Annotated in this window: 23 protein-coding genes; 19 read left to right on the top strand and 4 right to left on the bottom strand. The window is 52.4% G+C overall.

Annotated elements, in window-relative coordinates; genetic code table 11:
* The 3 genes from rbsC (at position 1) to MKY58_RS14485 (ending at position 2978) form a co-directional block, all read left to right on the top strand.
* Positions 1 to 969: a ribose ABC transporter permease RbsC gene (gene rbsC / locus MKY58_RS14495; RefSeq protein WP_036709305.1), complete on the top strand. Its 969-nt coding sequence runs from the start codon at positions 1 to 3 to the stop codon at positions 967 to 969.
* A gap of 13 nt (positions 970 to 982) precedes the next feature.
* Entirely contained in the window at positions 983 to 1900 is a 918-nt protein-coding gene (rbsB, locus tag MKY58_RS14490; protein ID WP_036709308.1) for a ribose ABC transporter substrate-binding protein RbsB, read from the top strand.
* A 187-nt stretch (positions 1901 to 2087) separates the two neighbouring features.
* Positions 2088 to 2978, top strand: coding sequence for a nucleoside hydrolase (locus MKY58_RS14485; protein WP_339320903.1), 891 nt, complete (start codon positions 2088 to 2090; stop codon positions 2976 to 2978).
* A gap of 100 nt (positions 2979 to 3078) precedes the next feature.
* Here the strand turns inward: MKY58_RS14485 and MKY58_RS14480 are convergent, their stop codons facing one another.
* Positions 3079 to 3681: a class I SAM-dependent methyltransferase gene (locus MKY58_RS14480; RefSeq protein ID WP_339320902.1), complete on the bottom strand. Its 603-nt coding sequence runs from the start codon at positions 3679 to 3681 to the stop codon at positions 3079 to 3081.
* Between the two features lie 12 nt (positions 3682 to 3693).
* The gene (locus MKY58_RS14475; RefSeq protein ID WP_339320901.1) at positions 3694 to 4326 is read right to left on the bottom strand and encodes a TetR/AcrR family transcriptional regulator; all 633 of its coding nucleotides are present in this window, start codon (positions 4324 to 4326) and stop codon (positions 3694 to 3696) included.
* A 158-nt stretch (positions 4327 to 4484) separates the two neighbouring features.
* On the opposite strand from MKY58_RS14475, the gene MKY58_RS14470 reads away from it, so the two are divergent.
* From MKY58_RS14470 to MKY58_RS14395, 16 genes are all read left to right on the top strand, one after another.
* Positions 4485 to 5210 (top strand): ABC transporter ATP-binding protein, encoded by a 726-nt coding sequence (locus MKY58_RS14470; protein WP_339320900.1) that lies wholly within the window; start codon positions 4485 to 4487, stop codon positions 5208 to 5210.
* The gene (locus MKY58_RS14465; RefSeq protein WP_339320899.1) at positions 5207 to 6259 is read left to right on the top strand and encodes an ABC transporter permease; all 1053 of its coding nucleotides are present in this window, start codon (positions 5207 to 5209) and stop codon (positions 6257 to 6259) included. The genes MKY58_RS14470 and MKY58_RS14465 overlap by 4 nt, the downstream gene beginning before the upstream one ends.
* Before the next feature lie 279 nt (positions 6260 to 6538).
* Positions 6539 to 7246: a GNAT family N-acetyltransferase gene (locus MKY58_RS14460; protein WP_339320898.1), complete on the top strand. Its 708-nt coding sequence runs from the start codon at positions 6539 to 6541 to the stop codon at positions 7244 to 7246.
* A gap of 146 nt (positions 7247 to 7392) precedes the next feature.
* On the top strand, positions 7393 to 8151 hold the full coding sequence (locus MKY58_RS14455) for a class I SAM-dependent methyltransferase (RefSeq protein WP_339320897.1): 759 nt from the start codon (positions 7393 to 7395) through the stop codon (positions 8149 to 8151).
* Positions 8152 to 8226: 75 nt separating this feature from the next.
* Complete coding sequence (locus MKY58_RS14450; RefSeq protein ID WP_036709326.1) at positions 8227 to 8664, top strand: Hsp20/alpha crystallin family protein; 438 nt, start codon at positions 8227 to 8229, stop codon at positions 8662 to 8664.
* 171 nt (positions 8665 to 8835) lie between these two features.
* Complete coding sequence (locus MKY58_RS14445) at positions 8836 to 9372, top strand: sigma-70 family RNA polymerase sigma factor (RefSeq protein WP_339320896.1); 537 nt, start codon at positions 8836 to 8838, stop codon at positions 9370 to 9372.
* Positions 9369 to 10475: a DUF4179 domain-containing protein gene (locus tag MKY58_RS14440; protein ID WP_339320895.1), complete on the top strand. Its 1107-nt coding sequence runs from the start codon at positions 9369 to 9371 to the stop codon at positions 10473 to 10475. Before MKY58_RS14445 ends, MKY58_RS14440 begins: the two co-directional genes overlap by 4 nt.
* A 366-nt stretch (positions 10476 to 10841) precedes the next feature.
* The gene (locus tag MKY58_RS14435; RefSeq protein WP_339320894.1) at positions 10842 to 12407 is read left to right on the top strand and encodes a TerB N-terminal domain-containing protein; all 1566 of its coding nucleotides are present in this window, start codon (positions 10842 to 10844) and stop codon (positions 12405 to 12407) included.
* Between the two features lie 19 nt (positions 12408 to 12426).
* A complete protein-coding gene (locus tag MKY58_RS14430; protein ID WP_339320893.1) occupies positions 12427 to 13752 on the top strand; it encodes an ATP-binding protein in 1326 nt (441 codons plus the stop codon).
* A complete protein-coding gene (locus MKY58_RS14425; protein WP_339320892.1) occupies positions 13749 to 15953 on the top strand; it encodes a DEAD/DEAH box helicase in 2205 nt (734 codons plus the stop codon). Before MKY58_RS14430 ends, MKY58_RS14425 begins: the two co-directional genes overlap by 4 nt.
* 187 nt (positions 15954 to 16140) lie before the next feature.
* Positions 16141 to 17094: a helix-turn-helix domain-containing protein gene (locus tag MKY58_RS14420; RefSeq protein WP_339320891.1), complete on the top strand. Its 954-nt coding sequence runs from the start codon at positions 16141 to 16143 to the stop codon at positions 17092 to 17094.
* Between the two features lie 524 nt (positions 17095 to 17618).
* The gene (locus MKY58_RS14415) at positions 17619 to 19052 is read left to right on the top strand and encodes an MFS transporter (RefSeq protein ID WP_339320890.1); all 1434 of its coding nucleotides are present in this window, start codon (positions 17619 to 17621) and stop codon (positions 19050 to 19052) included.
* A 311-nt stretch (positions 19053 to 19363) separates the two neighbouring features.
* Complete coding sequence (locus MKY58_RS14410; RefSeq protein ID WP_339320889.1) at positions 19364 to 19951, top strand: hypothetical protein; 588 nt, start codon at positions 19364 to 19366, stop codon at positions 19949 to 19951.
* 147 nt (positions 19952 to 20098) lie between these two features.
* Positions 20099 to 20299 carry a hypothetical protein gene (locus MKY58_RS14405; protein ID WP_339320888.1) on the top strand — a complete coding sequence of 67 codons (201 nt, stop codon included), beginning with the start codon at positions 20099 to 20101 and terminating at the stop codon, positions 20297 to 20299.
* Between the two features lie 505 nt (positions 20300 to 20804).
* Entirely contained in the window at positions 20805 to 21728 is a 924-nt protein-coding gene (locus MKY58_RS14400; protein WP_339320887.1) for a YafY family protein, read from the top strand.
* A gap of 83 nt (positions 21729 to 21811) precedes the next feature.
* Positions 21812 to 23383: a DHA2 family efflux MFS transporter permease subunit gene (locus tag MKY58_RS14395; RefSeq protein WP_339320886.1), complete on the top strand. Its 1572-nt coding sequence runs from the start codon at positions 21812 to 21814 to the stop codon at positions 23381 to 23383.
* A gap of 89 nt (positions 23384 to 23472) precedes the next feature.
* Here the strand turns inward: MKY58_RS14395 and MKY58_RS14390 are convergent, their stop codons facing one another.
* Complete coding sequence (locus MKY58_RS14390; protein ID WP_339320885.1) at positions 23473 to 24408, bottom strand: alpha/beta fold hydrolase; 936 nt, start codon at positions 24406 to 24408, stop codon at positions 23473 to 23475.
* A 252-nt stretch (positions 24409 to 24660) separates the two neighbouring features.
* Positions 24661 to 25707 carry a permease gene (locus MKY58_RS14385; protein ID WP_036709337.1) on the bottom strand — a complete coding sequence of 349 codons (1047 nt, stop codon included), beginning with the start codon at positions 25705 to 25707 and terminating at the stop codon, positions 24661 to 24663.
* Between the last annotated feature and the right edge of the window lie 102 nt (positions 25708 to 25809).

Below are 25809 nucleotides of genomic sequence, written 5' to 3'. Positions count from 1 at the left end.
ATGACAACACTTAATGAAGCAAAAACGGCCAAAGGCTTCCAGTTTTCGCAAATCACGCAAAAGCTCGGGCCGCTGCTGGGCCTGATCATTCTCATCATTATCGTATCGGTTCTGAATCCAAGCTTTTTGGAACCGCTTAACATTCTTAACCTGCTGCGGCAGGTATCGATTAACGCCTTGATCGCATTTGGCATGACGTTCGTCATTTTGACAGGCGGAATCGATTTGTCCGTCGGCTCCATTCTGGCGCTGTCCAGCGCCTTTGTTGCCAATATGCTCGTGGCCGGCTTTGATCCGGTTTTGGCCATCATTATCGGCTGTTTGCTTGGCGGCGTCATGGGCATGATCAACGGCATCATGATCACGAAAGGGAAGATGGCGCCGTTTATCGCCACGCTGGCGACGATGACGATTTTCAGAGGACTTACGCTAGTTTACACGGACGGCAACCCGATCACCGGTCTGGGCGACAGCATGACATTCCAGCTGTTCGGCCGCGGTTACCAATTCGGCATTCCGGTTCCGGCCATTACGATGATCATTACTTTCGCGATTCTGTGGATCGTGCTTCATAAAACGGCTTTCGGCCGCAAAACGTATGCCATCGGCGGCAATGAAAAAGCGGCCATCGTATCCGGCATTAAGGTATCCCGCGTTAAAATCATGATTTACTCTTTGGCTGGCTTGCTTTCGGCTTTGGCGGGCGCGATTTTGACTTCCCGTCTGAATTCGGCGCAGCCGACGGCCGGTACCTCTTACGAACTGGACGCCATCGCGGCGGTCGTTCTGGGCGGGACAAGCCTTTCCGGCGGACGCGGACGCATCGTGGGCACGCTCATCGGCGCGCTCATTATCGGAACTCTGAACAACGGTCTGAACCTGCTCGGCGTATCGTCCTTCTATCAGATGGTGGTCAAAGGGATCGTCATCGTGATCGCCGTGCTCATCGACCGGAAGAAATCGGCATAAGGGAGAGAATCATATGAAAAAGCTAACGTTAATCCTGGCGGCGTTTCTGCTGATATTGACCACGGGCTGTTCCCTGGAACCGCCCGGCTGGGCTAAACCCAAAACCGGCGGAGATTTGAAGCATATCAAAATCGGCCTGTCCGTCTCCACGCTCAACAACCCGTTTTTCGTATCCTTGAAGGACGGCGTCGTGGCCGAAGCGAAAAAACACGGCATGGAAACGATCGTCGTCGACGCGCAAAACGACTCGGCGAAACAAAGCAACGACGTGGATGACCTGATGCAAAAAGGCGTCAACGTCCTGCTGATCAACCCGACGGATTCCGCCGCGATCTCGACGGTGGTGCAGTCGGCCAACAGTTTGGGCATTCCGGTCATCACGCTGGACCGTTCCGCGGACAAAGGGGACGTGAAAGCCCTGGTCGCATCGGATAACGTGAAGGGCGGACGGATGGCCGCCGAATTTATCGAAAAAACGGTTGGCAAAGGCGCGAAGGTCGTCGAACTCGAAGGCGTCGCCGGGGCATCCGCGACCCGCGAACGCGGCAAAGGCTTCCATGAAGTCGCGGACAAGGACCTGAACGTGGTCGCCAAACAAACGGCGGACTTTGACCGGACCAAAGGTTTGAACGTCATGGAAAACCTGCTGCAGGCTCATCCTGAAGTGCAGGCGGTTTTCGCCCATAACGACGAAATGGCGCTTGGCGCAATCGAAGCGATCCAAAGCTCCGGCAAAAATATCCCGGTCGTCGGCTTCGACGGCAACGAGGATGCACTGAAATCGATCAAGGACGGAAAACTGACCGCCACGGTGGCGCAGCAGCCGGATCTGATCGGCCAGATGGCCGTTCAAGCCGCATACGACGTGCTTCAAGGCAAAACGGTGGAAAAATCCATTCCGGCGCCGCTGAAACTGGTGACGAAGGAATAAACGCCGCATAAAGATTTGGAGGGGGAGATCGCCCGCAGGGTGGTTTTCCTCCTTTTTCATCATCATGTTTGTAAACGCATTCCCGATTGACCTTTGCGTACATATGAGCTAACCTTGAACACGTCCGTGTGGACTGGTTCCAGATCGAATGCAATTGAGAAATCACCGAATTCTAGGGGGGAACAAAATGGCAAAAATTCCTGTAATCCTAAGCACCGATCCGGGCATCGACGATGCGGCGGCGCTCGGAGTGGCCTTTTATCGAAACGAATTGGATATCCGATTAATCACCACGCTGCACGGAAACGTGGATATCGGCAAAACGACGGCAAACACGCTGAAGATCCTTGATTTTTTCGGACAACAGATACCGGTGGCCCGCGGCATGGAAACACCGCTCGTCATCGCCCCGGTCAGCACCGACGTGCACGGGGAGTCCGGCATGGACGGGTACGATTTTCCCGAAAGCACGCAGCAGGTCGTGCCTGAGCATGCCGTCGAAGCGATGCGCTCCTTGCTTGAAGCTTCGGACGAAAAAATGACGCTGGTGTCGATCGGGCCTTTGACCAACGTGGCCGTCCTGCTGCTGATGTACCCTCAGGTAAAAAACAAAATCGAACGCATCGTATTCATGGGCGGATCGCTATGCGGCGGGAACGTGACCAGCGCGGCCGAATTCAACATTTGGGCCGATCCGCACGCCGCCAAAATCGTATTCGAATCGGGACTGGACCTGGTCATGATCGGTTTGGACGTCACCCAAAAAGCGTTGATCGGAAGCAGCGAACTGGCAAAACACAGCAACAAATCGGCCGAAATGTTCGCCGCTACCTTCGGTCATTACCGGGACGGCGATATGGAACATGGGGTCATGATGCATGACATGTGCGCCATTACCTACATCACGAACCCGGAAATATTCAAGGTCGAGCCGAAATGCGTAAAAGTCGTGACCGAAGGGCCGGCCATCGGCATGACGATGGAAGTCCATGGCGAGCCGAACCTTCAGGCAGCGACGGGGATTGACCAGGAAGCGTTTCGGAATTGGTTTATGGGGACGTTGGAGCGCATGATCTGATTACTCTTGGAACATCATTTATTCTGGTCCATTTCAAGCAGGATCCCGGGCCGTCCAGCAGATCCATTGGATCATGGACGGCTTTTGCTGTTTTGGATGCTTACGCTCTTGCCCATATCAAATGAATGATGCCGCCCCAATATCGCTCCATGCGTTCGACCCGGAGCCCCGAATCCAGCACCAACCGTTCGATATTCCGGTTCCAGTGGCACCCGGACATGCGGCGGGCAACGGGGTTCACCAGCCGCTGCGCCGATTTTAAGAAGGGATTGTTTCCAAGCCCGTGTTCCATCAAATAAATCCTGCCGTCAGGTTTGCACCATTTCCTCATTTTTCCCAGAACCTTGGCAGGATCATCGTAACCGCATAACGACAGGGTCGAGACGATGCAGTCAAAAGAATCAGGAGGAAAGTCGAGGGTTTCTATGTCGCTTTCCGCCAAATCGACTTCGATGTGCAGCTCTTCCGCAATCCGGCGAGCCCTTTGCAGCATCATCGGACTGAAATCGACGGCCGTCAGCCGCATATGATCCATATTGTAAAATGGAAAATTGGCTCCGGCCCCGACGGCGATTTCCAGCACGTTCCCCGAAACGCCCTGCAGCAGCTTTTTCCGCCATTCGCCCAACATCCGCTTCCGCGTGTTTTGTTCGTACATCGCCGATTGCTTGTCAAACTTGCGGATTAATTTTTGCTTTTCCAAAAGCAACGCCTCCTATGTGCCGTCCGTGGCCTTTTTCATTGCCTGAAAGACCCCTGCGGCATATAACGGGCCTTTCATCGAAAGCTTCGTCATGATGAGCGCCAATTCACGCGGCGATTCCTTTCTCCCTTGCGCGAGCCATTCCTGGATGATGCCCAAATGCGCGGAACTGATGTACGCCACGAGATATTCCGTCGGCACGAGGGCGTTTTCCTTTTTGATGAGGGGGACGATGTTTTTTTCGAACAGATATTTCGACATCATGGACCTGACCAGCGAATGGAAGGCCGGGTCCCCTTTAGGCCCCAGGATCGTCTTTAAAAAATCGGCCTGGCCGTTCATGTATTCGATTAATTCGACGATTTGGGGGACGGGTTCATCCTTTGCAAGCAGCTCATCCAGATTAAACGGGCGGATCGTTCGAATGATCGCGACCATGCCTTCAATCAGTTCCTGTTCGCTTTGTTCCAGCAGGTCGTATTTGTCGCGGTAGTGGAGATAAAATGTCCCGCGGTTAATGTTCGCCCGGGCCGTGATGTCTTTAACGGTTAACGCTTCGAATCCTTTCTCCTCGATGAGTGCCGTCAGGGCGTCGCGAATGACCGCTTTCGTGCGGACGACCCGCCGGTCCGTCGATTCGTTCAAATCGATTCCCTCCTTTATAATGAACACTTTTAGCGAACCTGCCGTTTAAGGGTCACATTCCGTATTTCTGTTTATTGAGGGTTCGGTATGCCCTGATTATAATAAAGGCGTGCAAGATAATCAACGCGATGTTCATTATCTGAGGGAGGTTTTTCCCCATGGAAACCACTATAAGTGTACGCCAGGTCAGCAAAAGCTTCGGAAAAAAGACCGTCCTGTCCGAAGTGAACTTAAACATGGAGCAAGGGCAAATTTATGGTCTGATCGGGCCTTCGGGGGCCGGAAAAACGACGCTGATCAAAATGATGGTCGGCATGGATGTGCCGGACGAAGGGGCGGTGAATATTCTCGGGACGAAGATGCCCAACCTTACCATGCTTCAGCATATCGGCTATATGGCTCAATCGGATGCGCTGTACGGCGAACTGACGGGCGAAGAGAACCTGAAGTTTTTTGCTTCGATGTTCAAGATGGGCAAAGCGGAGCAAAAGCAGCGGATAAGCTATGCGGCCGATCTCGTGAACCTGTCCCAAGAGCTCGGCAAAAAAGTATCGGCCTATTCCGGCGGGATGAAACGCAGGTTGTCGCTGGCGATTGCCCTGGTTCATGACCCTTCGGTCCTGATCCTGGATGAACCGACCGTAGGGATCGATCCTGAACTGAGACAATCGATTTGGCAGGAGCTGACTCGGCTGAGATCCTCCGAACGGAAGACGATCGTCGTGACGACGCATGTCATGGACGAAGCGGAAAAATGCGATCGGCTGGCGATGGTGCGAAATGGCAGCATTTTGACGGAAGGCACGCCGGAGCAGCTTAAACGGCAGTACAACGCCGCCGGCTTGGAAGACGTGTTTCTGCTGGCAGGGGGTGCCCGTCCATGAGAATCCGGGCGCTTGTCCGAAGAATCTGCGAGCAGCTGCTCCGGGATAAACGAACGCTCGCGCTGCTGTTTTTGGCCCCGTTGCTCGTATTGTCTTTGGTGAATTATTTGTTTCAGCATACCGGGGGCGGTTCCGACGTAAAAATCGGCGCGGTCAACGTGGATGCGCAAATCGTCGAATCGATCAAAAATCAGGGCATGGCCGTGATTTCTTATGATCAGACCGATAAGGATACGTTGGAAAAAGATAAGCTGGACGCCGTGATGGTGATGAAGGATCGGGCGATCCACCTGATTTTGAAAAATACCGATCCAGCCGTTTCCAAAGCGATCCGGATGAAAATCAGTCAGGCGGCCGCCTCGCTTGCCGAAGCCGCTTTGCAGAAAGGAAAGGCTGCGGCGCCGCATGTAGCCATGACGACGGAATATGTTTATGGCGGCGCGGATACGAACTATTTTGATACGCTCAGTCCCATCCTGATCGGATTTTTTGTCTTCTTTTTTGTGTTTCTCATTGCGGGTATCGGACTGCTGCGGGAACGCACGTCGGGAACTTTGGAACGCCTGATGGCCACCCCGGTGCGCCCGGGTGAGGTTATCGCCGGTTATTTGGCGGGATATGGCATGTTTGCGTTTCTGCAAACGGTCATCGTCGTTTTGTTCGGTACGCTGGTGCTTGGCATCCCTCTGGCAGGTTCCATCTGGTACGTGCTACTGGTCAATCTGCTTCTGGCATTCGTGGCGCTTTCGCTTGGCATCTTGCTCTCGGCTTTCGCGGCTTCGGAGTTCCAGATGGTGCAGTTCATTCCGATCGTCATCATTCCGCAGGTTTTCTTTGCAGGCATCTTTCCGCTGGACGGAATGGCCTCGTGGGTTCAAGCCGTTGCCAGGATCATGCCGCTTTATTACGCGGCCGATGCGCTGAAAAGCGTGATGTACAAAGGGCTCGGGTTTGGCGAAATCGCGGTGGATGTTGGAGTGCTGCTTTTGTTTGCCGCGTTGTTCATCGGTTTAAACCTGAGGCGGCTAGCGTTCCTATATAGAAAATGACGGCGGGCTGTCCGGCGATCCGAACGCCTGCGGAGGGATTCTGGTCGGAACGGTGGTTCGCGCCCAACGATTTCATCCGTTGACATCAAGGAAGGTCAAATATATACTGTTGAAGAAATTTCTGGACGATGCGTTCCAGCGAATTTTTCATGGGAATTTTCTACATTTTGATAGGGGTGGTCTGATGAAGAACACAAGGATTGGGGCAAAATTTATCGCAGGGGATCGCGCCTACTAGCCCAAAAACCAGCGTTTTCCCCTCAAAAAAGGGGTACCGAGTTGAATCATCGATTTCTGCAGTCAGACCATGAACTTATGGAAGTCCAGGCCAACGTCCTTTTTAACCACAATGAGGATGGCCGCATGACCACGATAAACGAACCAAGCGCGAAGAGCGCACCCCGTTTTTTCATGGGGATCACCAAGCAAGGTCTTGTTGTAAGGTACCATGAAACAGTGGATGAAGACGTTACAAACGAACTGGAACGGTTTGTCGAAAAAGCGCCGTGGTTGCACGCTCCAAATCGGGTTAATATAGCTGATATTATACGTATTTTAAGTAAGGACAGCCCCGTGGAACAGGTCTACCTGGGACCGGCTTACGTATTTCCTGACATGAGAGGGCGTTCAACACAAGCCATAAAAATCACGCAGAGGAATATCGAACTTTTAGAACCGTATTTTTCTGATTTCGTGGATGATGTGATCCTTGGACAGCCTGCTTTCGCGGTCGTACAAAATCAATCTGCCGTATCTTTGTGCAGCAGCGCCAGAAGCTCATCGATTGCTGCTGAAGCGAGTCTGCACACCGCTCCGGATTTTCGCGGCAGATCCTACGGGATGGAGGCAGCGGCAGCCTGGGCGGCCGAGATCCAAAATGAGGGGCGGATGGCTTTATACAGCACGGCTTGGAATAATTTTGCTTCTCAAGCTGTAGCGGGTAAGTTGAAATTAAGACAGTACGGTATGGATTTGAATTTCAGCTAGGATGTTTATAACGATAATATCCCGGTTCCTTCAATGCGGAGGCGTGCCCAGCGTCATTAAAAGAACGAGTTGCATTCATACGATTTATTATTATCCTTTAATCATGGGAACAAATCACGGATTCCACATTCAATTGTAAAAGGAGAATGCCCTCGTTGGATCGAAACCGATTTTCAAATATTGCCCACAGAAACCATGCATTTAGTAACCCTGTCAACGAAACGAAGATGATGAACGTCATACGAATGGTACCGCTGAATCCACAAGATAAGGTGCTGGACATTGGGGCAGGGAAGTGTGAACTGCTAATCCGTCTGGTGGAAAATCACAAAATTTCAGGGGTCGCTATTGAATTATACGGTGGAGCTATTGACGAAGCAAAAAAGAAAGCGAGCAGCAGAATACCTGATGGCAGCATAGAGTTTATTATCGATGACGCCGGTGCAGCCGTCGGAAATTTTGAACAAGAAGAATTTAAATTAGCCGTTTGCATCGGTTCTACGCATGCCTTGGGCGGACTGGAATCCACTCTGCAACACATGAAACGTCTTGTGAAAAAAGACGGGTACATCTTCATCGGTGAGGGATACTGGAAACAGCGTCCAAGTGCGGAATATCTGCAGGCGCTGGGTGGAGCATCGGAAACGGATTTGAAAAGCCATGCAGACAATGTCAAGGTTGCCGAGGAATTGGGATTGATTCCGCTTTGGTCCTATGTGGCGGACGAAAATGATTGGGATGAATACGAATGGCTCTATTCCTCATCGATCGAAAATTATTGCCATGAACACCCGGATGATCCCGACCGGGATGCCATGCTGGAACGAATCCGGTCATGGAGGAGAACCTACTTGCAGTGGGGGCGGGATACCCTGGGCTTTGGATTATACTTATTCCGAAAATAGAGTTCCATCTAGAGCATAATTTCTCCTTCTCCGGTAAAAATAAGCTTGACTATGAAGAAGGAGGATGCAGCAAAAATGCCTTTAGTTCCTTACGAGCCCTTCCGCCATCTCGATCAAATGAGACGGGAGATGGACCATTTTTTGAATGCGGATTTCCCGGCCTTCCGGAACATGCGCCAAAACCTCGGCAATTTGAGCGTGGACGTGTACGAAACCGGTAGCGAGGTTGTTGCCGTATGCGATATCCCGGGTCTTGAAAAAAAAGAGGACGTAGACATCGACATTGAACGGAATATGCTGTCGATCAGCGGCACGATCAACCGGACGAACGAAATTAAGGAAGAGCATATGCACCGCCAGGAACGTTACGTGGGCCGTTTTCACCGCATGGTGACGCTGCCGGCGAACGTTTCCTCCGACGACGTCAAAGCTTCCTACAAAAACGGCGTGCTGGAAATCCACATGAAAAAACAAGGGGATGCCCGCAAAAAGATCGACGTTGAGTTTCACTGATGGTCTAACAGGCGATGGGCGCATGACGTCCGTGGTTATAGAAAGGTACAATCCTATTAAGGGTTGTGCCTTTTTTTGTTGGAACATAAAAAATCGGAATCAGGCTGTGACCGATCGATCGGAAGCCGCATCTAATCATCGGAATGAAAATAAGAAAGGGGGACGCCCCGTTTGAACATAGATGTGAACGAATCCGAGGTCCTTCGCGCGCAAAAAGGGGATAAGGAAGCTTTTATATCCATAATGAAGGGGGTGGAGCTGCGAATGTACAACATTGCCAAGTCCATTGTCAGACAGGACGAGGACTGCGCAGACGCCATGCAAGAAACCGCCTTGAAGGCTTACCGGGCGCTGCCGACATTGCAAAATCCCCGGTTCTTTAATACTTGGGTTTGCCGGATCCTAATCAATGAGTGCAACACGCTTTTACGCAAAAAAAGCAAGACGGTCTCGATGGCGGAGCCGCCGCAGGCCGCATACGTTCCTCCAGTCGAGGATCTCCGCATGGATTTGCGCGATGCCGTCGATCGGTTGGAGGAAACGCAGCGAATGATCGTGATTTTATATTATTTTGAGGATATGACGATTCAGCAAATTGCGGACATGCTGGAAATGTCGGCAGGAGCGGTGAAAACAAGGCTTTACCGGGCGCGCATGGCGTTATCCCGCCGATTGAAGGAACCAGCTGCAAAGGAGGTGCGGCTTTGAACGGACTGGACGAAATGATGAAACAGTTGAAAGAAGACCGGGCACAGGAATTGCCGCGGTCCATTCGAGTACGGATGGATGAAGCTTACGACAGATTGGATGATGTCGTGCAAGAGAAGCAGGGTACAGGGGAAAGGAAAAGCCTGCTCCGCAGAATCACCGTCATTTGTGCCGGAACGGCGGCTGCGGGCCTGATTCTTATCGGCTCCGGTTTTGTATCACCCGTTATGGCGCAGGCGTTGAAGCAGATCCCTTTTCTGGAAAGCGTGTTTAAGCTGGCCGGGGACAAGGGCCTTCAAAAAGCCAGCGAAGCAGGGTATGCCATCGACGCCAACCAAAGCGTGACGCATAACGGGGTGACGCTCCATTTGTCTGAAGTGGTCTACGACGGCAGCCGGCTGAACTTCGTCTTGACGAGAGAATTGGCCGGGGGCAGCGGAAGCCAAGGATCGCTCGACAATTGGTACGAAGAAATCGTCCGATCTAGAGGGGCGGGTCATATCTCCATCGATTTTTACGTCAATGACACGTTGATCAATACCAGCATGGGATATGGCTCGGGGGGAGACAAGGCTCCCAATTCGCTGCTGGTGCATGGACTGGATTCCCCCGGCTTGAACATCCCGGATCAGTTCGAACTTAAACTCGTGATCCATTTTTTGAATGATAGCGTGCCGTACGAGTTTAACGTTCCGGTCCAAAAAACGAACGACAGCATCGTGCTTACGCCTGATGAGTCGAAGGTGTTTGATCATATTCATATGAAAGTAGCCAAATTGGCAATTTCGCCGGTGACGACCCGGCTGGAAATGGAGATTAAGGGAGAACTGGGACAGGATATCAAGGAAATTGCAGAGTCCATTCAGGATCAGTACAAGGTGTCCGATTTTATCGATATTTCCTACGACCTGGCCGACGAAAAGGGGCGGCTTCAAAAAAACCTCGGTGCAAACGGCTCCGGAGAAGGTGATCATTATTTGTTTTCGTCCAGCTACGAACCGTTTGAATCGATCCCGGAATCCGTTACCGTCAAGCCATATATTTACCGGAACGGGGAGAAGCAGTACATTTCTGAACTGGAGTTTAGGATTCCGGTGAAATAAAGGCAGTATATGGGACAGCAGCAATGACATTGTTTATACGGATCGAATCATTCAGGAGTAACGATAGATTTCTAATGATTCCTATCAAGAAGAATACCTGTGAATTCGAAAAAACAAACGAAGGATAAGCTCCTAGTGATCGGATGGATGCAAACATCCCATATAAATAATGATGAAAAATTGGCGCCGATGAAAGGCGCTTTTTTCTTTTTCCTGATACAACACCTGCTTGAAGGAGATAATCTTTTCCCAGGGACAGGTTCGGCACAAAGTTCACAGAATGGCAAAAAAATTACACCCCAAGCCATTTTCATATATAATGAAAAAAGAGAACAAATATTCTGTGAAATGGTGATGCATGGTTTCATGAATTCAAATCAAAAGCCTTTGGATTTTGCGGAAATCGACTTGAGCGCGCCTGCGAATGGAGAAAACGGCCCTATACGCGAGTTGAGCATTCCGGAGAGGAAGGAGCAACCGGCGGAAGGGAAGCTCCCTTTTGTTGCGGCTCTATCGAAGGAAAAACGTTTTGTGCAGCAGGCTCAGGCGATGGCGGAGCGGACGGGGGAGCAGGCGCCTTTTGTCCCGTTCATGAGCTACTGGCCGACGTACGAGCAGATGAACGAATCGCAGCGGCGCTGGTATTTTTACTGGAGGAGCGAAGTCCGCAGCGGACGTTTTCCTTACACGGACCTGTCCTATATTTTCGTCTGCCTGTACGAGCTGATTCATGGCGTCGGATGGGAGCGGCCGCGGCAGGGATATGAGCAGATGATGAACCTTTGGGATGCCTATGGAAACCGATATCCGAAGCTGAATCAGTATCTGGCCGAGTGGGTATGCGACTTCGTGCTGGTGCATCGGCTGGACGTCCCGCTGATCGACATTCTCGCAAGGTCCGGTCAGGCTTGGGCCGGAGAACTGTTTGACCTGGAACTGGAAAGGTTGATGGGCGAAAATCCCGCTTTACTGACATTGGACCAGATTTTGACGCTGTCGGATTACGATGCGCGGCGAAGCAAATTTTATGCGGAAGAGGGCCGCGGATTGTTGGAGGAATACACGCCTCAGGTCATCGCGCTGGTCCACTCCTATCTGCAAAAAACGACGGGAAAAGGCCTCGTCGACACCTTTTATAAGGGGACGGGCAAAAAGATCGAGCGGTATTTGTTCCGAAGCAGCGTGTACGATGCCGAAACGTACGGAAGGACATTTCCGATGCGGATCCTTGAGATCCGAAAATGCCCGCCGCTACACTACTACGTCACGCAGCTTGTGCGGTGCGCCGAAAACAAGCTGCGGGAGCTGACGGGTTTTAAAGGACGCTTGCGGGGAGTCACGTTAAAAAGCGAAACGGAGACGTTGATCCGGCGGTTTTTGGACAAGGAATTTGCCGCCAAAAAGCTTTCCGTCCCGGCCGTATCCATTGATACGCAGAAACTGGCCATGCTGCAAAAAGACAGCGAAGAAGTGCGGAGCATGCTGACGATCGAGGAATGGGACGAACCGGCGCATGAACGGAATGAGGAAGGAAATATTCCCGTGTCGCCAACGGATCTTGCCGAACATGATCATGCCGGACATAGCGGGCCAGAGGAAGGTTTTGAACGGGAAAGCAGCAGCGAACGAGTCCCCGAGAGACCTGCAATGGAACCACAACGATTTGCATGGGATACGTCTTTATTGGACGAGGAATGGACCTCGTTTTCGGAGCAACTGGGACCAGCCCATTTGGAGGTCCTATATGCATTAAAATCTCGAATGCCATACAGCGAGCTGGAGCGGATCGCCGAAACTTACGGATCGATGCCGGCGCTGCTGATCGACGAAATAAATCAAGCCGCGATGGAGACGATCGGCGATCTCGTGATCGACGGTGACGACGTTGCGGAAGAATATAGCGGATATCTGGAAGCGTTGAAGAAAGCGTAATTGTTTAAGGGGTGGAAACATGACGGATTTGAAAATACCAAAAAGGCTGACGACCGCGCTCGTCAATTCCTTGACGGCGGGCGTCGTGCCGCGTGTCGGGCTGGAGCATATCGCGGTGGGAAGGAAACAGGAAGTAGAGGCGCTGCTGCGGGATATGGACAACATTGCCGAAGGCGGCGCCGCCATGAAGCTGATTACCGGGCGTTACGGAAGCGGGAAAAGCTTTTTGCTGCAAACGATCCGCAACTACGCGCTGGACCGGGAATTCGTGACGGCGGACGCGGATTTGTCTCCGGAGCGCAGACTCGTCGGCACGAAAGGGCAAGGGCTTGCAACGTACCGCGAGCTGATGACCCACTTGTCCACGAAGACCCGGCCGGACGGCGGAGCGCTCGAAGCGATACTCCAAAAATGGATTTTGGCGATTCAGCAGGAGGCGATGCAGGCCGGCGGTTTGCGCGCGGACGATCCGGCGCTTGCCCATGAGGTGGAGCAGCGGATTTTTGCGGTGACGTCACATATGCACAATTTGGTGCACGGTTTCGATTTTGCCAAAGTGCTTGCGGCTTATTGGAACGGATACAAGCTTGGGGAGGACGAGAAAAAGCAGGCGGCGCTGCGCTGGCTTCGCGGAGAGTACCCGAACAAAACCGAGGCGAGAAAAGAACTCGACGTGGCCGTGATCATCGATGACGATACCTGGTACGATTATATCAAGCTGTGGTCGGAATTTGTGGCGAAAATCGGCTACAAAGGGCTGCTGCTGTTCATCGACGAAGGCGTCAATCTCTATAAAATATCGAACAGCGTTTCCCGGACAAGCAATTATGAGAAGCTGCTGACGATGTTTAATGACACGATGCAGGGCAAAGCCGAGCATTTGGGCATCTTCCTGGGAGGGACGCCGCAATTCGTCGAGGACGAACGCCGCGGATTATTCAGTTATGAGGCGCTGCGTTCGCGCTTGGTGGAAGGAAGGTTTGCCGGAAACGGATACCGGAACTACACCGGGCCGATTTTGAAGCTGGAAATGCTGTCGCATGAGGAGATTTTGATTTTGCTGCAAAAGCTGCTGCGAATTCACGGGCTGCATTTCGGTTATACCCCGGCTTTGACCGACGCGGATTTGATTCAATTCATGGAAACGGCCGTCGGGCGGCTGGGGGCGGACGAGCTGCTGACCCCGCGCGAAGTGGTGCGCGACTTCATGGATTTGCTGCATACGCTGCATCAAAATCCGGATGCCTCGTTCAGCCGGCTGCTGGGCGAGCGGATGGCCGCGCCTGCGGCGGCGGGCCGGGAACAAGACGATTTGGACGATTTTTTGGCGGAGTTTGAATTATGAGCGGCGGCGCGAGCCATATCTTCTACCGTTTGGCTCCGTTCATTCAGGAGTTCATCTACCGGAAACGATGGGACACGCTGCGGCCGGCGCAGGTCGAAGCGCTTAACATCTGCATGAATTCCGACCATCATATGCTGATCGCGGCCGGGACGGCGTCAGGCAAAACGGAAGCGGCTTTTTTTCCGGCTTTGACCGAGCTGCACGAACGCCCGTCCGCTTCCGTCGGGATTTTGTACATAGGTCCCCTCAAAGCGCTGATCAACGACCAGTTTGAACGGATCAAGGAGCTGCTAAGGGACGGCAACATTCCGGTATGGCATTGGCACGGCGACGTGTCGCAGACGGAGAAAACCAAACTGATGCGGAATCCTTCGGGAGTGCTGCAAATTACGCCCGAATCGCTGGAAGGATTGCTGATGAACCGACCGAACGCGATCCCCGCCTTGTTCCATGATCTTCGGTATATCATCATTGACGAGGTTCATGCTTTTATGGGAGCGGACCGCGGGATTCAGGTGCTCAGCCAAATCGCCCGGATCGAAAAAATGACCGGCTGCTCGCCAAGGCGCGTAGGTTTGTCCGCGACGTTAAGCGACTATGAGGCGGCGAAAGCATGGCTTGGCGCAGGCGGCAGCCGGCCCGTGGAGGCCGTTTCGGTGCCTGGCGGACGCAAGCTTCGGCTGCGCGTGGAGCATTTTTCGTTTCCGGACGCCCGGGACGAGGAGCAGGCGGAGCATTTGCAAAACGCGCGCAAAGCCTACTATAACTTCGTCTACGACAGCACCCATTTGAAAAAAGCGCTCATTTTTACGAACAGCCGATCGGATGCCGAACTCACGACGCTGGAGCTGCGAAGGGTGGCAGCCCAGCGCCATCAGCCGGACGTCTTCCACGTGCATCACGGCAGCATCTCCGCCATGCTGCGCGAGGAAGCGGAAGCCGCGTTGAAAAACGGGCCAGGTCCGGCCGTGGCCGCAGCCACGCTGACGTTGGAGCTGGGCATCGACCTCGGCGAACTCGAGCGCGTGGTGCAGCTTGGCGCTCCTTACAGCGCTTCGAGCTTCGTGCAGCGGCTGGGGCGCTCCGGCCGCCGGAACGACGCGCCGTCGGAGATGTTGTTTGTATGCCCGGAAGAGGAAGACGAAGACGCGCCGCTGCCGGCCCGAATGCCTTGGACGCTGCTGCGCGCCATCGCCGTGATCGAGCTGTATGTCCGCGACCGGTGGGTGGAGCCGCTGGACATCCGGAAAATGCCGATCGGGCTTTTATACCACCAGACGATGAGCGTCCTGAAAAGCATGGGGGAAGCAACGCCGGCCGAACTGGCGGCATACGTGCTTTCGCTGCCATCGTTCAAGCAAATTCCGGCCGCTGCGTATAAAACGTTTTTGAATTATTTGCTGCAAACCGACCATGTTCAGTGGACGGAACAGCAAAGTTTGATCATCGGCCTGACGGGAGAAAAAATCGTCAACAATTTCCGTTTTTATGCCGTATTCAAGGATGACGAGGAGCATGCGGTCTACAACGGCACGGAGGAAATCGGCTCGATTACGACGGTGCCGCCGCCGGGGTATTGTTTTTCTTTGGCGGGAAAATTGTGGAAAGTAACCGAAGTCGATACGAAGCATAAAGCCGTCTATGTCAAAGCGGCGCTGGGCAAGGTCGATACGTTGTGGCTTGGCGGCGGAGGGGATATTCATACGCTGGTCGTGCGGAAAATGCGCGAAGTGCTCGCGGACACCGCCATTTATTCGTACCTGTCGCCGCAGGCCGTAAACCGGTTGGAACGGGCGCGCAGGCTGGCGAAAGAAAGCGGGCTGCTGAAGTCGCCCGTCATCCCAGCAGGCGGTGATTCGCTGTTCGTGTTGCCGTGGATCGGCAGCAAGCAATTCAGGACGTTGGAACGGCTGCTCAAAAACAATCTTGCAGAGCGCCTGTCTCTGCGTTCAATCGTGCCGATGGAGCCTTATTATTTTGTCGTTGCCGGGCAAGCGGACAGCCGGACGTTATTGGAGCAGATTCTACAGGAATGCGCGTCCTGCACGGATCCGTTGCTGCTGCTCGGGCCTGATGAAGCACCCTATTTGGGAAAATACGACGAATTCGTTTCGCCTGAGCTGGTACGCATGGCTTTTGCGGTCGACGGGCTTGACGTCGAAGGACTCAAGCAGGGCTTGAGTGAAGTGCTGGAGCGATGAAATAAAAAAGAAGCGTCAGATTATGCATCCATGGGAAAGTCCGTCAAGCCGGGTTTTCCTTTTTTCTTATAGCTCCGTCGGAAGTAAGCTGGAAACCCGCGAAAATGATCACTCAAGCACTGCTTTATATATCCGGCCGCTTTTCGCAGGTACACTAACGTTGTAAAAACCTTAAAGGAGTGAGCGCATGTTTAACATGGTCAAAATCGGCAGGAACATCGCCCGGCTGAGAAAAGAAAAAGGGATGACGCAAATGGAGATGGCGGACCGGATGGGGATCAGCTATCAGGCCGTCAGCAATTGGGAACGCGGCGAAACGATGCCGGATATTTCGAAGCTGCCGGAGCTGGCGGACATATTCGAGGTCAGCATCGATCAAATTTTGGACAATCAAAAGGGGGCGGACATCGTCCAAAACATTGCCCAGAACAAAACGACCGAATTTTTGCGGGAAAACGAAATTTCCGTCGAAGATTTCTCTGCCGTGATGCCCCTCTTGAAAACGGAACAAGCCGATGAAGTGTTCAGCCATATGAAGCATAAGTTTAAACTTCATGATCTGTCCGCGATCGCCCCGTTCGTCAGCACGGAATTTATCGATGAATGCGCGAGAAAAGCGGCGGCTTCGGAAGGAATCGGAGCAATAAAGGAGCTTGCGCCGTTTATGAGCGATGAAGCGATTGACGAGTTTGCCAAAAAAGCGTTGGAGACAGAAGGGATCGAGGCGTTGAAGTTCATCGCACCGTTTATGACGGATGAGGCGGTTGATGAATGCGCGAAAAAAGCGTTCGGGAACGAGGGAATCGGAGCATTAACGCCCATCGCGCCGTTTATGAGCGAAGAGGCAATGGACGAAATTGCGGAAAAAGCGTTTGAGAACGAGGGAATCGGAGCGTTAACGCCCCTTGCACCGTTTATGAGCGATAAGACGCTGGACGAGTACGCAAAAAAGGCGTTTGAAACCCACGGTATCCGAGTGCTTCTGCCTGTTGCGCCGTTCATAAGCGATGAGGTTTTGGAAGCGTGCGCTCGCCAAGCTTTTGAAAAAGAAGGTATGGGGGCCCTGAAGCCGATCGCACCATTTTTGGAAGAAGGGGTCATTGAAAAATGGATCCGGGCAGGGCTCGAATTTTCGTCCTAATTAGAAAGTCAAAATAGATGAACCGGAATCTGACCTTCAGCAAACCGTTTTCCAAAGGTTGTGTACCTAACCGCTTTCGGATACAATGACTTTAATTATGTTGAAAGGAGGCAAAAAGCGATGAGATCTGTATTCGTACCGGTTTGGATCGATTTATCCGTAAAAAAATCGGGAAATTTGCATTCGACGGGATACGTCTGCCCATTTTTAAGCTGCGCTGCAATAAAATCTGCGAATACGGTGTCTGTACGTTTTTTGCCTCTCTCGTGTTAACCTGATGCGGCGTGAATTCACGCTGCAGCTGGTTCATGTGAAATGTTGAGCGAAAAACGTAAAACGTAAAATGGACACCGAAACTTCGGTGTCTTTTTTTGCGACTTTTTGGCGTGAAAATGAAGGTTTGCAAGTTTTGTTGAACCGACAGGTTCATTGCGAACCAAGAGGAAGGAGTGAGAAAGATTGACGAGGAAAGCAGTGGATGCAGCCTCCTAAAAAACAAAATTCTTTTTTTAGGAGGCAATCCAATGGTTAAAAACAATTCAGATGAAGCACTTTTCTCACGACTCAGCCAAGGAAAAATAACACTCATCGTCATGACATTGGCATTATCCGTTCTTGTGGCGGCGATTACGGTGGATATGGTAAATCCCGCGCTCGCGCTCATCGGCGAACAACTGGGAGCTTCTAAAGCCCGGATTAGCTGGGTGGTCAGCGGCGTCGCGCTTATTTTGGCGATCGGGGTCCCTTTGTACGGAAGAATGTCGGATTTTTTCGATCTGAAAAAGCTATTTATCATTGCGGTCGGCATTCTGGCGACCGGGAGCCTGATTTGCGCTCTCGCCCCGAATCTTATCGTTCTTGTTGCGGGGAGAATGATCCAGGGAGCCGGGATGGCGGCCATTCCCGTCCTTTCGGTCGTCGTCGTTTCGAAGGTGCTGCCGCCTGGCAAACGGGGCGGTGCCTTCGGCATCATTGCAGGCAGCATCGGGATCGGAACCGCAAGCGGACCGATTTTTGGAGGCGCCGTCGGAGAGCTGTGGGGATGGCAGGCATTGTTCTGGGTCACGCTGCTGCTTTCGGTGCTTGTTATCGTCGGCTCGATGTATGCGCTGCCGTCCCTTCTGCCTGCCGCCCAACAAGGAAAGCGGCGGCCGTTTGATGTTCTTGGCGGCGCGCTGCTTGGGCTGACCGTCGGGCTTTTGCTTTTTGGCGTGACTCAAGGGGAAGCAGCCGGGTTTGCTTCAGTATCGTCGTTGGGAAGTTTTGCAGGATCGGTTGCTGCTTTGATTTGCTTCGTCTGGCGTATCCATGCCGCGGATGATCCGTTCGTCCCGCCTGTTCTGTTTGCGAACCGAGTTTATGTATGCGCACTGATCGTTTCAATGTGCTCGATGTTTGCCTATTTCGTCGTGCTTGTATTCGTTCCGCTGCTGGTCGTGGAGGTGAACGGGCTTTCCCCCGGCCAGGCAGGGCTGGTGTTGCTGCCGGGAGGAGCGGCCGTCGCGGCCTTTTCTCCGGTCATTGGCCGCATGTCGGATCGGGTAGGGACGAAACGGTTGATCGTTGCCGGTGCAAGTATGATGGGCGTATCCACATTCTTTTTGTCGACCTATGCTGCAGGAAACTCTCCTGTCCTTGTCTCGGTAGGCGTATTAGGGGCGGGAATTGCTTTTGCGCTGTTGAACTCCCCGGCGAATAGCGCAGCCGTCAGCGCTGTGGCGAAAGATCAGGTCGGCACGGGAGTCGGGATCTTCCAAGGTTCGCTCTACCTTGGGGCCGGAACGGGAGCGGGGCTCATCGGAGCCGTTTTATCGGCGCGGCGGGACGCGGCGCATCTCTTTAATCCTTGGTACGGGGAGGGGACCGGAGCTTATTCCGACGCGTTTTTCATCACGACTGCGGTCGCGGCTGTCGCCTGGATCGCCGCATGGGGGCTGCGAAACGATGGCATGAAATGATTGGATTTGTTCGCACAGTCGATCCCATTCTTTCCTTCATCTCGGGGGATTGACTGCGCATCTACCGATGATGATCAACGTTTCGGTATGTGCATTCATGAAAACAGGAACATCCGCTCTCCCGGGTGTCCCTGTTTTACTCATATGCCGCGTTCAAGTTGCGTACGGGTTGCGGGTGCAGTAATGCGGAAAAAGTAAATCTTGTGTTGTACATATGCACCATAAAAATAATCTTAAACTTGGTCAAACTTTAACGCTTTCATTATCGTCTGTAATTTTAGAAATCATGAGCCAATAAGGATGGTGACTTTTTGAATAAATTGCTTGTTCTATTTCTTTTCACCATTATTTTATTCGTTGGTTGCACGAATATAGATGATGAACATTTTCAATCCCAACCAACGCAAGCCACAAGTCAACCAACAAAAACGCCGACTCAAAGCCCTGATCGAGCCCCTTCATCTTCGGATTCAGACTCTATCGTGTATACAAATAAACAATACGGGTTTCAGTTTTCTTTACCCGAAAGCTGGAAAGGTTATTCTATTGTAAAGAGTCATTGGGAAGGCAACACAATGGACAAAAACGCAAGTAAAAAGACTTCAGAAACCGGTCCAATCCTTTCGATTCGAGATCCTCGATGGACCGCGCAAACGCCAAGGCAGGATATACCCATTATGGTATTTACGATCAATCAGTGGGACTCTCTTCGACGGGAAGAATTTTTTATTGGTGCAGCAGCTATCCAACCGAGCGAATTGGGTCAAAACGATAGATATGTTTTTGCAATTCCTTCACGTTACAATTTCGCCTACCCGCCTGGATACGAGGAAGTGGATAAGATTTTACAAAGCGGACCGCTTAAAGCTTTTAATCCACTGTTAGCGCATCCGCATTGAAAAACGAATGAGCAAAAGGGCACGATCCTTCAATAAAATGGGGCGTGACAGGAGAATTTATCCACTTGTTGTTGCGCCATGTTATAATATGCTTAGGTAAAAAATACAATAATTTGAATTTTTGTGAATCCGAGGTGAAAAGCAGCTATGAAAAATAGAAACGTAACAGGTATGGTTCTGGCCGTCATTTATAGCCTTGTTCTTTATGGTTTTTTAATTGAAGCACCCCCTGGTGAAATTCCGAATCATCCGCGATGGGCCTACTTCATGATTCCGCTTGGAGCCATTGCAATTATGGCTCTCTTCGATTTTGTGATCAAGTACGATTTCTTCAAAGACAAGAGATAGAAAAAGGAAAAAGTGAACGGACTGAAGCAGCCGGTATCACCAAAACTGCCCCAGAGAATCTTCCACGAAAGCTTCCCGAGATCCCAACGAAAATAGCCCCCCACCAAAATGTTTCCAGACATATGATTACACGATTGAAAATCGGCTGGAGCAGGCAACCCTGATTTAGGTCAACCACATGAACGCGAAGGACTTCGAATTTCGAATAGCGACGCTTAATATGTTAAAAAAACAACATATGAAAAATTCACAAAAGTAAAACCGGCACATACCTAGTTCATATCCACCGTACTCTTCATTTCTACGGATTTAGTTTGAATAAGGCAAACGCTAAAAAACTCACCGCCATTTTGCAAGCAGCATTTTCTTGCCTGGAGCGCCTGTCTTTAAAGGGAAGTTTGGAGTCGGACACCACCGTTTTTTGCTTCTGTTCTATACAAAAGCGGCTCGGGACGCTAGACTGATCATGGGGATCGTATATCCATATCAAAAAAGGTGGTCTTTCATGAAGCTTGAGCGTCTCATTTCCATGATCTACATGCTGCTTAATCACGAAATATTGTCGGCTTCGGCCCTTGCGGAAAAATACAACGTGTCCCAACGGACGATCTACCGCGACATCGAAACCATCTGCGCGGCGGGCATTCCGGTGGTTTCCTATCAAGGCGTGAACGGCGGTTACGGGATCATGGAAGAATATAAAATGGACAAAAGCCTGCTCGGCTCCTACGACGTGAACTCGCTCGTGACTCTTTTGCGCAGCATGTCCACGGTATTTGAGGATGAGAAAGCCGAGGAGACGATCCATAAGCTCCAAACCGTCCACCAGGAAGCCAAAAAACCAAGCATGTCGCTCGATATCGGCAGCTGGCGCCCATACAACGAGACGCTTCGGATGATTCATGACGCGATTCGGCGGCAGCTTGTGGTGAAATTCGAATATGTGAGCACCAAAGGGGAGCGGGTCCAACGGGCCGTCGAACCGGTCAATCTTTTGTACAAATACGACTCCTGGTACTTGTACGGTTATTGCCGGCTGCGCAGCGACTACCGGGAATTCAAGCTGCCCCGCATCGTGTCCATGGCTGTCACGGGAGAACATTTCCAGCATCACCGCCATGAACCGAAGATCGAATCCGGTGGGCGAAAAAGCGGACCGGCCGATGCGGACGTATTCGATGTCGTGCTCCGAATCGCGCCGTCTGCCATGGCGAGGGCGCTCGATTTTTTCGTCGGCGCGGAAAAGCGCTTTGGAGAAGACGGATGCCTGGACATCATTTTGACGAACCAGCAGCGCAGCAGCTTGCGTTGGCTCATTCCGATCATGCTGAGCTTCGGGGTTGGCGCGGAAGTCGTCAGTCCGCCGGAAATCCGAAAAGCGGTGAAGGAGCAATTGCAAAACATGCTCGAAAAATATCGGGAAGTATGACACGCCGTTGTCATACTTCTTTTTGTATGCTCTATTCAGGCCAAGAACGAAACCGTAATAGAAAAGAAGGAGTGGTTCTGAATATGGAGCATCAAGAAAAAAGCAGGCTGCCGGTCGTCATCGCCGCGTTACTGCTCGGCATTCTCATGGCATCGATGGACAATTCGATCGTGGCGACGGCGATGGGCAGCATCGTGGGCGAAATCGGAGGGATGGATAAGTTCGTTTGGGTCACGTCGGCCTACATGGTGGCGGAAATGGCCGGCATGCCGATTTTCGGGAAGCTGTCCGACATGTATGGACGAAAGAGTTTTTTTGTGTTCGGGATCATATTGTTTATGATCGGATCGGCCCTGTGCGGCACGGCCCAGTCCATTACCCAATTGGCGCTGTACCGGGCCGTTCAAGGCATTGGCGGCGGGGCGCTTGTGCCTATCGCTTTTACCATCATGTATGATGCCGTCCCGCTGGAGAAAAGAGGGAAGCTCGGCGGATTGTTCGGGGCCGTGTTCGGCATCTCCAGCATCTTCGGCCCGTTGGTCGGAGCTTATATTACCGAATATATCGCGTGGCAGTGGAATTTCTACATTAATTTGCCGCTCGGTTTGGCGGCGCTGCTGATGATCGCGTTATGCTACAAGGAATCCCATGAGCATTCCAAGCAGCCGATCGATTGGGCCGGCGCGTTCACCTTCCTGGGAGCCGTCGTTTGCCTCATGTTTGCGCTGGAGCTCGGCGGCAAGCAGCTGGCATGGAGTTCGCCCGAGATGTTAAGCCTGCTTGGAGGGTTCGTGCTGCTGTCAGCTACGTTCCTGTTCGTAGAAACGAAGGCGAAGGAACCGATCATCACGTTCGGCTTGTTCAAAAATCGGATCTATACGTCCGGCATCCTGACCGGATTTTTTAGCGGCGCGGCGTTTATTGCCGCCTCTGTCTACATCCCGATATTCATTCAGGGGGTGCTCGGCGGTTCGGCCACCAGCTCCGGCATGGTGCTGCTCCCGATGATGGTATCTTCGGTCATTACGGCTACATTGGGCGGCAGCCTGATGAACCGGATTTCCTACCGTTCGATCATGGTCTCCTCGCTTCTGGTGTTAACGGCCGGCACGGCGCTGCTGACGACGCTCGGCCCGGATTCGTCCCGGCTTCAAGTCACGTTTTACATGATCCTGATCGGCCTTGGCATCGGCGCTTCATTTTCGGTGCTGAGCAACGCGTGCATTCACGGTTTGTCGTACCGCCAGCGGGGATCGGCCAGCTCCACGTTTAATTTTCTCCGTTCCTTGGGCATGACGCTGGGCATCACGACGTTCGGGATGATCCAGACCCATGCGTTTTCGGCGAAGATGGGACAGATGTTCGGCGGAGGCGCCCGGGTTCCGGATGCGCTTTCCGTCAACGATCCGCACGTGCTGTTGTCGGAGCAGACGCGTGCCGGCATTCCGGCTGCGCTTTTGGATTCGGTATCGGAGGCGTTGTCCTCGTCGATCGCCGCCACCTTTGGTTGGGCGCTGCTCCCGGTGCTCCTGGCATGCGCAGCCTCGCTGCTGATGGGCAAAGCCAAGCTTGATGCAAGCGCCGCGCCGGAGGTTCAAGCCGAACCGGATCGTAAGGAAGAGAAAAAAGACTACGGCTATTCGACCGTGTCCTAAACCGGTGCTCCTCTGCCGCCGGATAAATTTGTCCCAAAAAGAAAGAACCCATGGCAATTGCCATAGGCTTCTTCTTTTTGGGGCAGTTTCTATTTGTTCCCGATCACGCGATGGATAAAATCGATGATTCCATCTTCGACGTCGTCCCGGATGTCGCGATAGTTATGGATTTCATGGCGATAACCCGAATATACCTTGGTTTCCACCTGATGACCCGTTTCCGCGAGCCAGTTCGAAACGGCGTAGACTCCTTCCCCGTATTGGCCGACAGGATCCTGATCCCCGGCGATATTGTAAACGGGAATGGATGCCGGCACTTTTTCCGCCCACTGCGTACCGACGATCGTTTCCATCATCATCACAAAATAATACAACGAACGGATATTGGGCGGCGTCGTAAAGTTGTTGAACGGATCATGGGCATGGTCGGCAACGACGTCCGGATCGCCGCAGATCCAGTCATTCGGGGTGGAGGCATTTTCGCAGCGCTCCGTCATCCAGCCCAGAAGCTTTTGCAAATAAGATGGATCGATTTCTTCTCCATTGCCCCGGTCCACCTGTTCTTTCAACACTTTCGCAACTTCGCCCGCATTCGGAAACACGCCCGAAGTCCCGCAAAGAATCAAACCGTCGATCCCTTCTCCGTAAGCGGCGGCATAACATCTGGCGATCATGGAACCCATGCTGTGGCCAAACATGACATAGGGCAGGCCGGGATATTTCTCCTGTACCCGTTGACGGAGCGAGTGCTCATCTTCCGCCATCGTCATGTAGCCGTGTGCGCCCCAATCGCTCCAGTTGCCTGAATCGTATGCCGTTTTGCCGTGTCCCACATGATCGTCCGCCGCAACCACGAAGCCTTCTTCATTCAGCTTCAAAATCATGTGGAGATACCGGCGGGAATGCTCGCCGAAACCATGCACCAGCTGAACGATTCCGCGCGGTTTGCGGATGGGGGTGTAGATCCAGGCTCGAATGTCGTCCTTTTGATTAAATGATTTGAAACTCAGTTCATGAATGGCCATGATCGATCACCTCGTATTTGGATTGGTTGAAGAATTTATGCCGATGGAAGAAACAAAAAAAGACGCACAAAATACCTTTTGAAAAACAAAAGCATTTCGTGGTCTCCGCGTCTCTTCACATCGTATTAACTTTGAATTCAATATAAATCCTAATGAAAACGTTGTCAAGAAGTGGATCGGGATCAAAAACAAAAGGACCCTCCATCGAAGGTCCTTTTATGTTTTAGGCTCGGATATGATGCCGTTTGCGGATTACAGGATCCAAGCGCCGATCAAACCGCTGACGATGCCGGCAACCACGACCGACACGGAGACGAAGGCCAGCACTTTTTTCGGAAAAGCCTTCCATGCGATCAGCACCGACGGCAGACTGATGGCCGGCAGGGTCACGAGAAGCGCCGCCGCAGGTCCGGTACCCATGCCCAATGCCAGAAAGGATTGGATGATCGGAATTTCCGCCGCCGTCGGAATGACGAACAGCGTGCCGACGACCGCAAACACGATAACGGCCGCGATGCCGCCGCCGACCCAGACCGGAAACATCGTGGACTGAAAGGCGCCGAGCAGCAGCACGGCGATCAGATAAGCCGGAACGACGCTGACGAGCATCATGCCGAGGCTTTTGAGCCAGCGGACAAGGAACGGAGCCTGATCCCCCTTGTCTTCGGGCAGGGCCGCCATCGATTCGGGCATCTTGGCTTCACCCGCGAACCGGTTGGCAAAATAGCTGACGCCGAACGTAAGCAGGATTCCGAACACGATGCGCATGAGCATGAATTTCCAGGACAGGACGAATGCCATAAAAATCAGCGTCGCCGGGTTAAGCAGCGGATTCCCGAGCCAAAAGGCCAGCGCGGCTCCGACCGATACGTTGCGTTTGCGAAGGCCGGTGGCGATCGGTGCGGCGCAGCAGGTGCACATCATGCCGGGCAGGGACGATACGCCCGCGATCAGCGTGCTTTTGAATCCCGCTTTCCCAAGCTTTTCGTAGAGCCAACCGGTAGGCAGCAGCACCTGTACGAGGGAACCGAGCAAAATGCCGAGCACCGCCGCTTTCCATACGGATTTGAAATAAGCTTGCGCGTATTGCAAGGCGGAGCCCCAGGATGGCCCGTTCCCTTCCATATTTAAGATCGAAGAGCCGATGGAATGCTTGTCGGCAGCCGAAAACGCCTTGTGATAATAAGGCCACCATTTGACGTAAAGCAATCCGATGACGGCTATGAGTACGAACAGGCCCACCATCCAAACCGTTTTTTTGTTTGAAGGGCGTCCCGGAATCGAACGAATCGGTGACATCTTATTTCCTCCATTCTTGAAGTGGACAATTATATATTGTATTCCTCCCGCTGCATCGTGACAAGGAAAATCTATCATTTTCATGAAAGATTCAATTTGAAT

Source organism: Paenibacillus sp. FSL W8-0194, assembly GCF_037969745.1.
In the GTDB taxonomy this organism is placed as follows: Bacteria; Bacillota; Bacilli; order Paenibacillales; family Paenibacillaceae; genus Paenibacillus_AQ; species Paenibacillus_AQ cookii.
The sequence above is the reverse complement of the archived record's forward strand: the minus strand, read 5'-3'. Positions and strand labels throughout refer to the sequence as shown.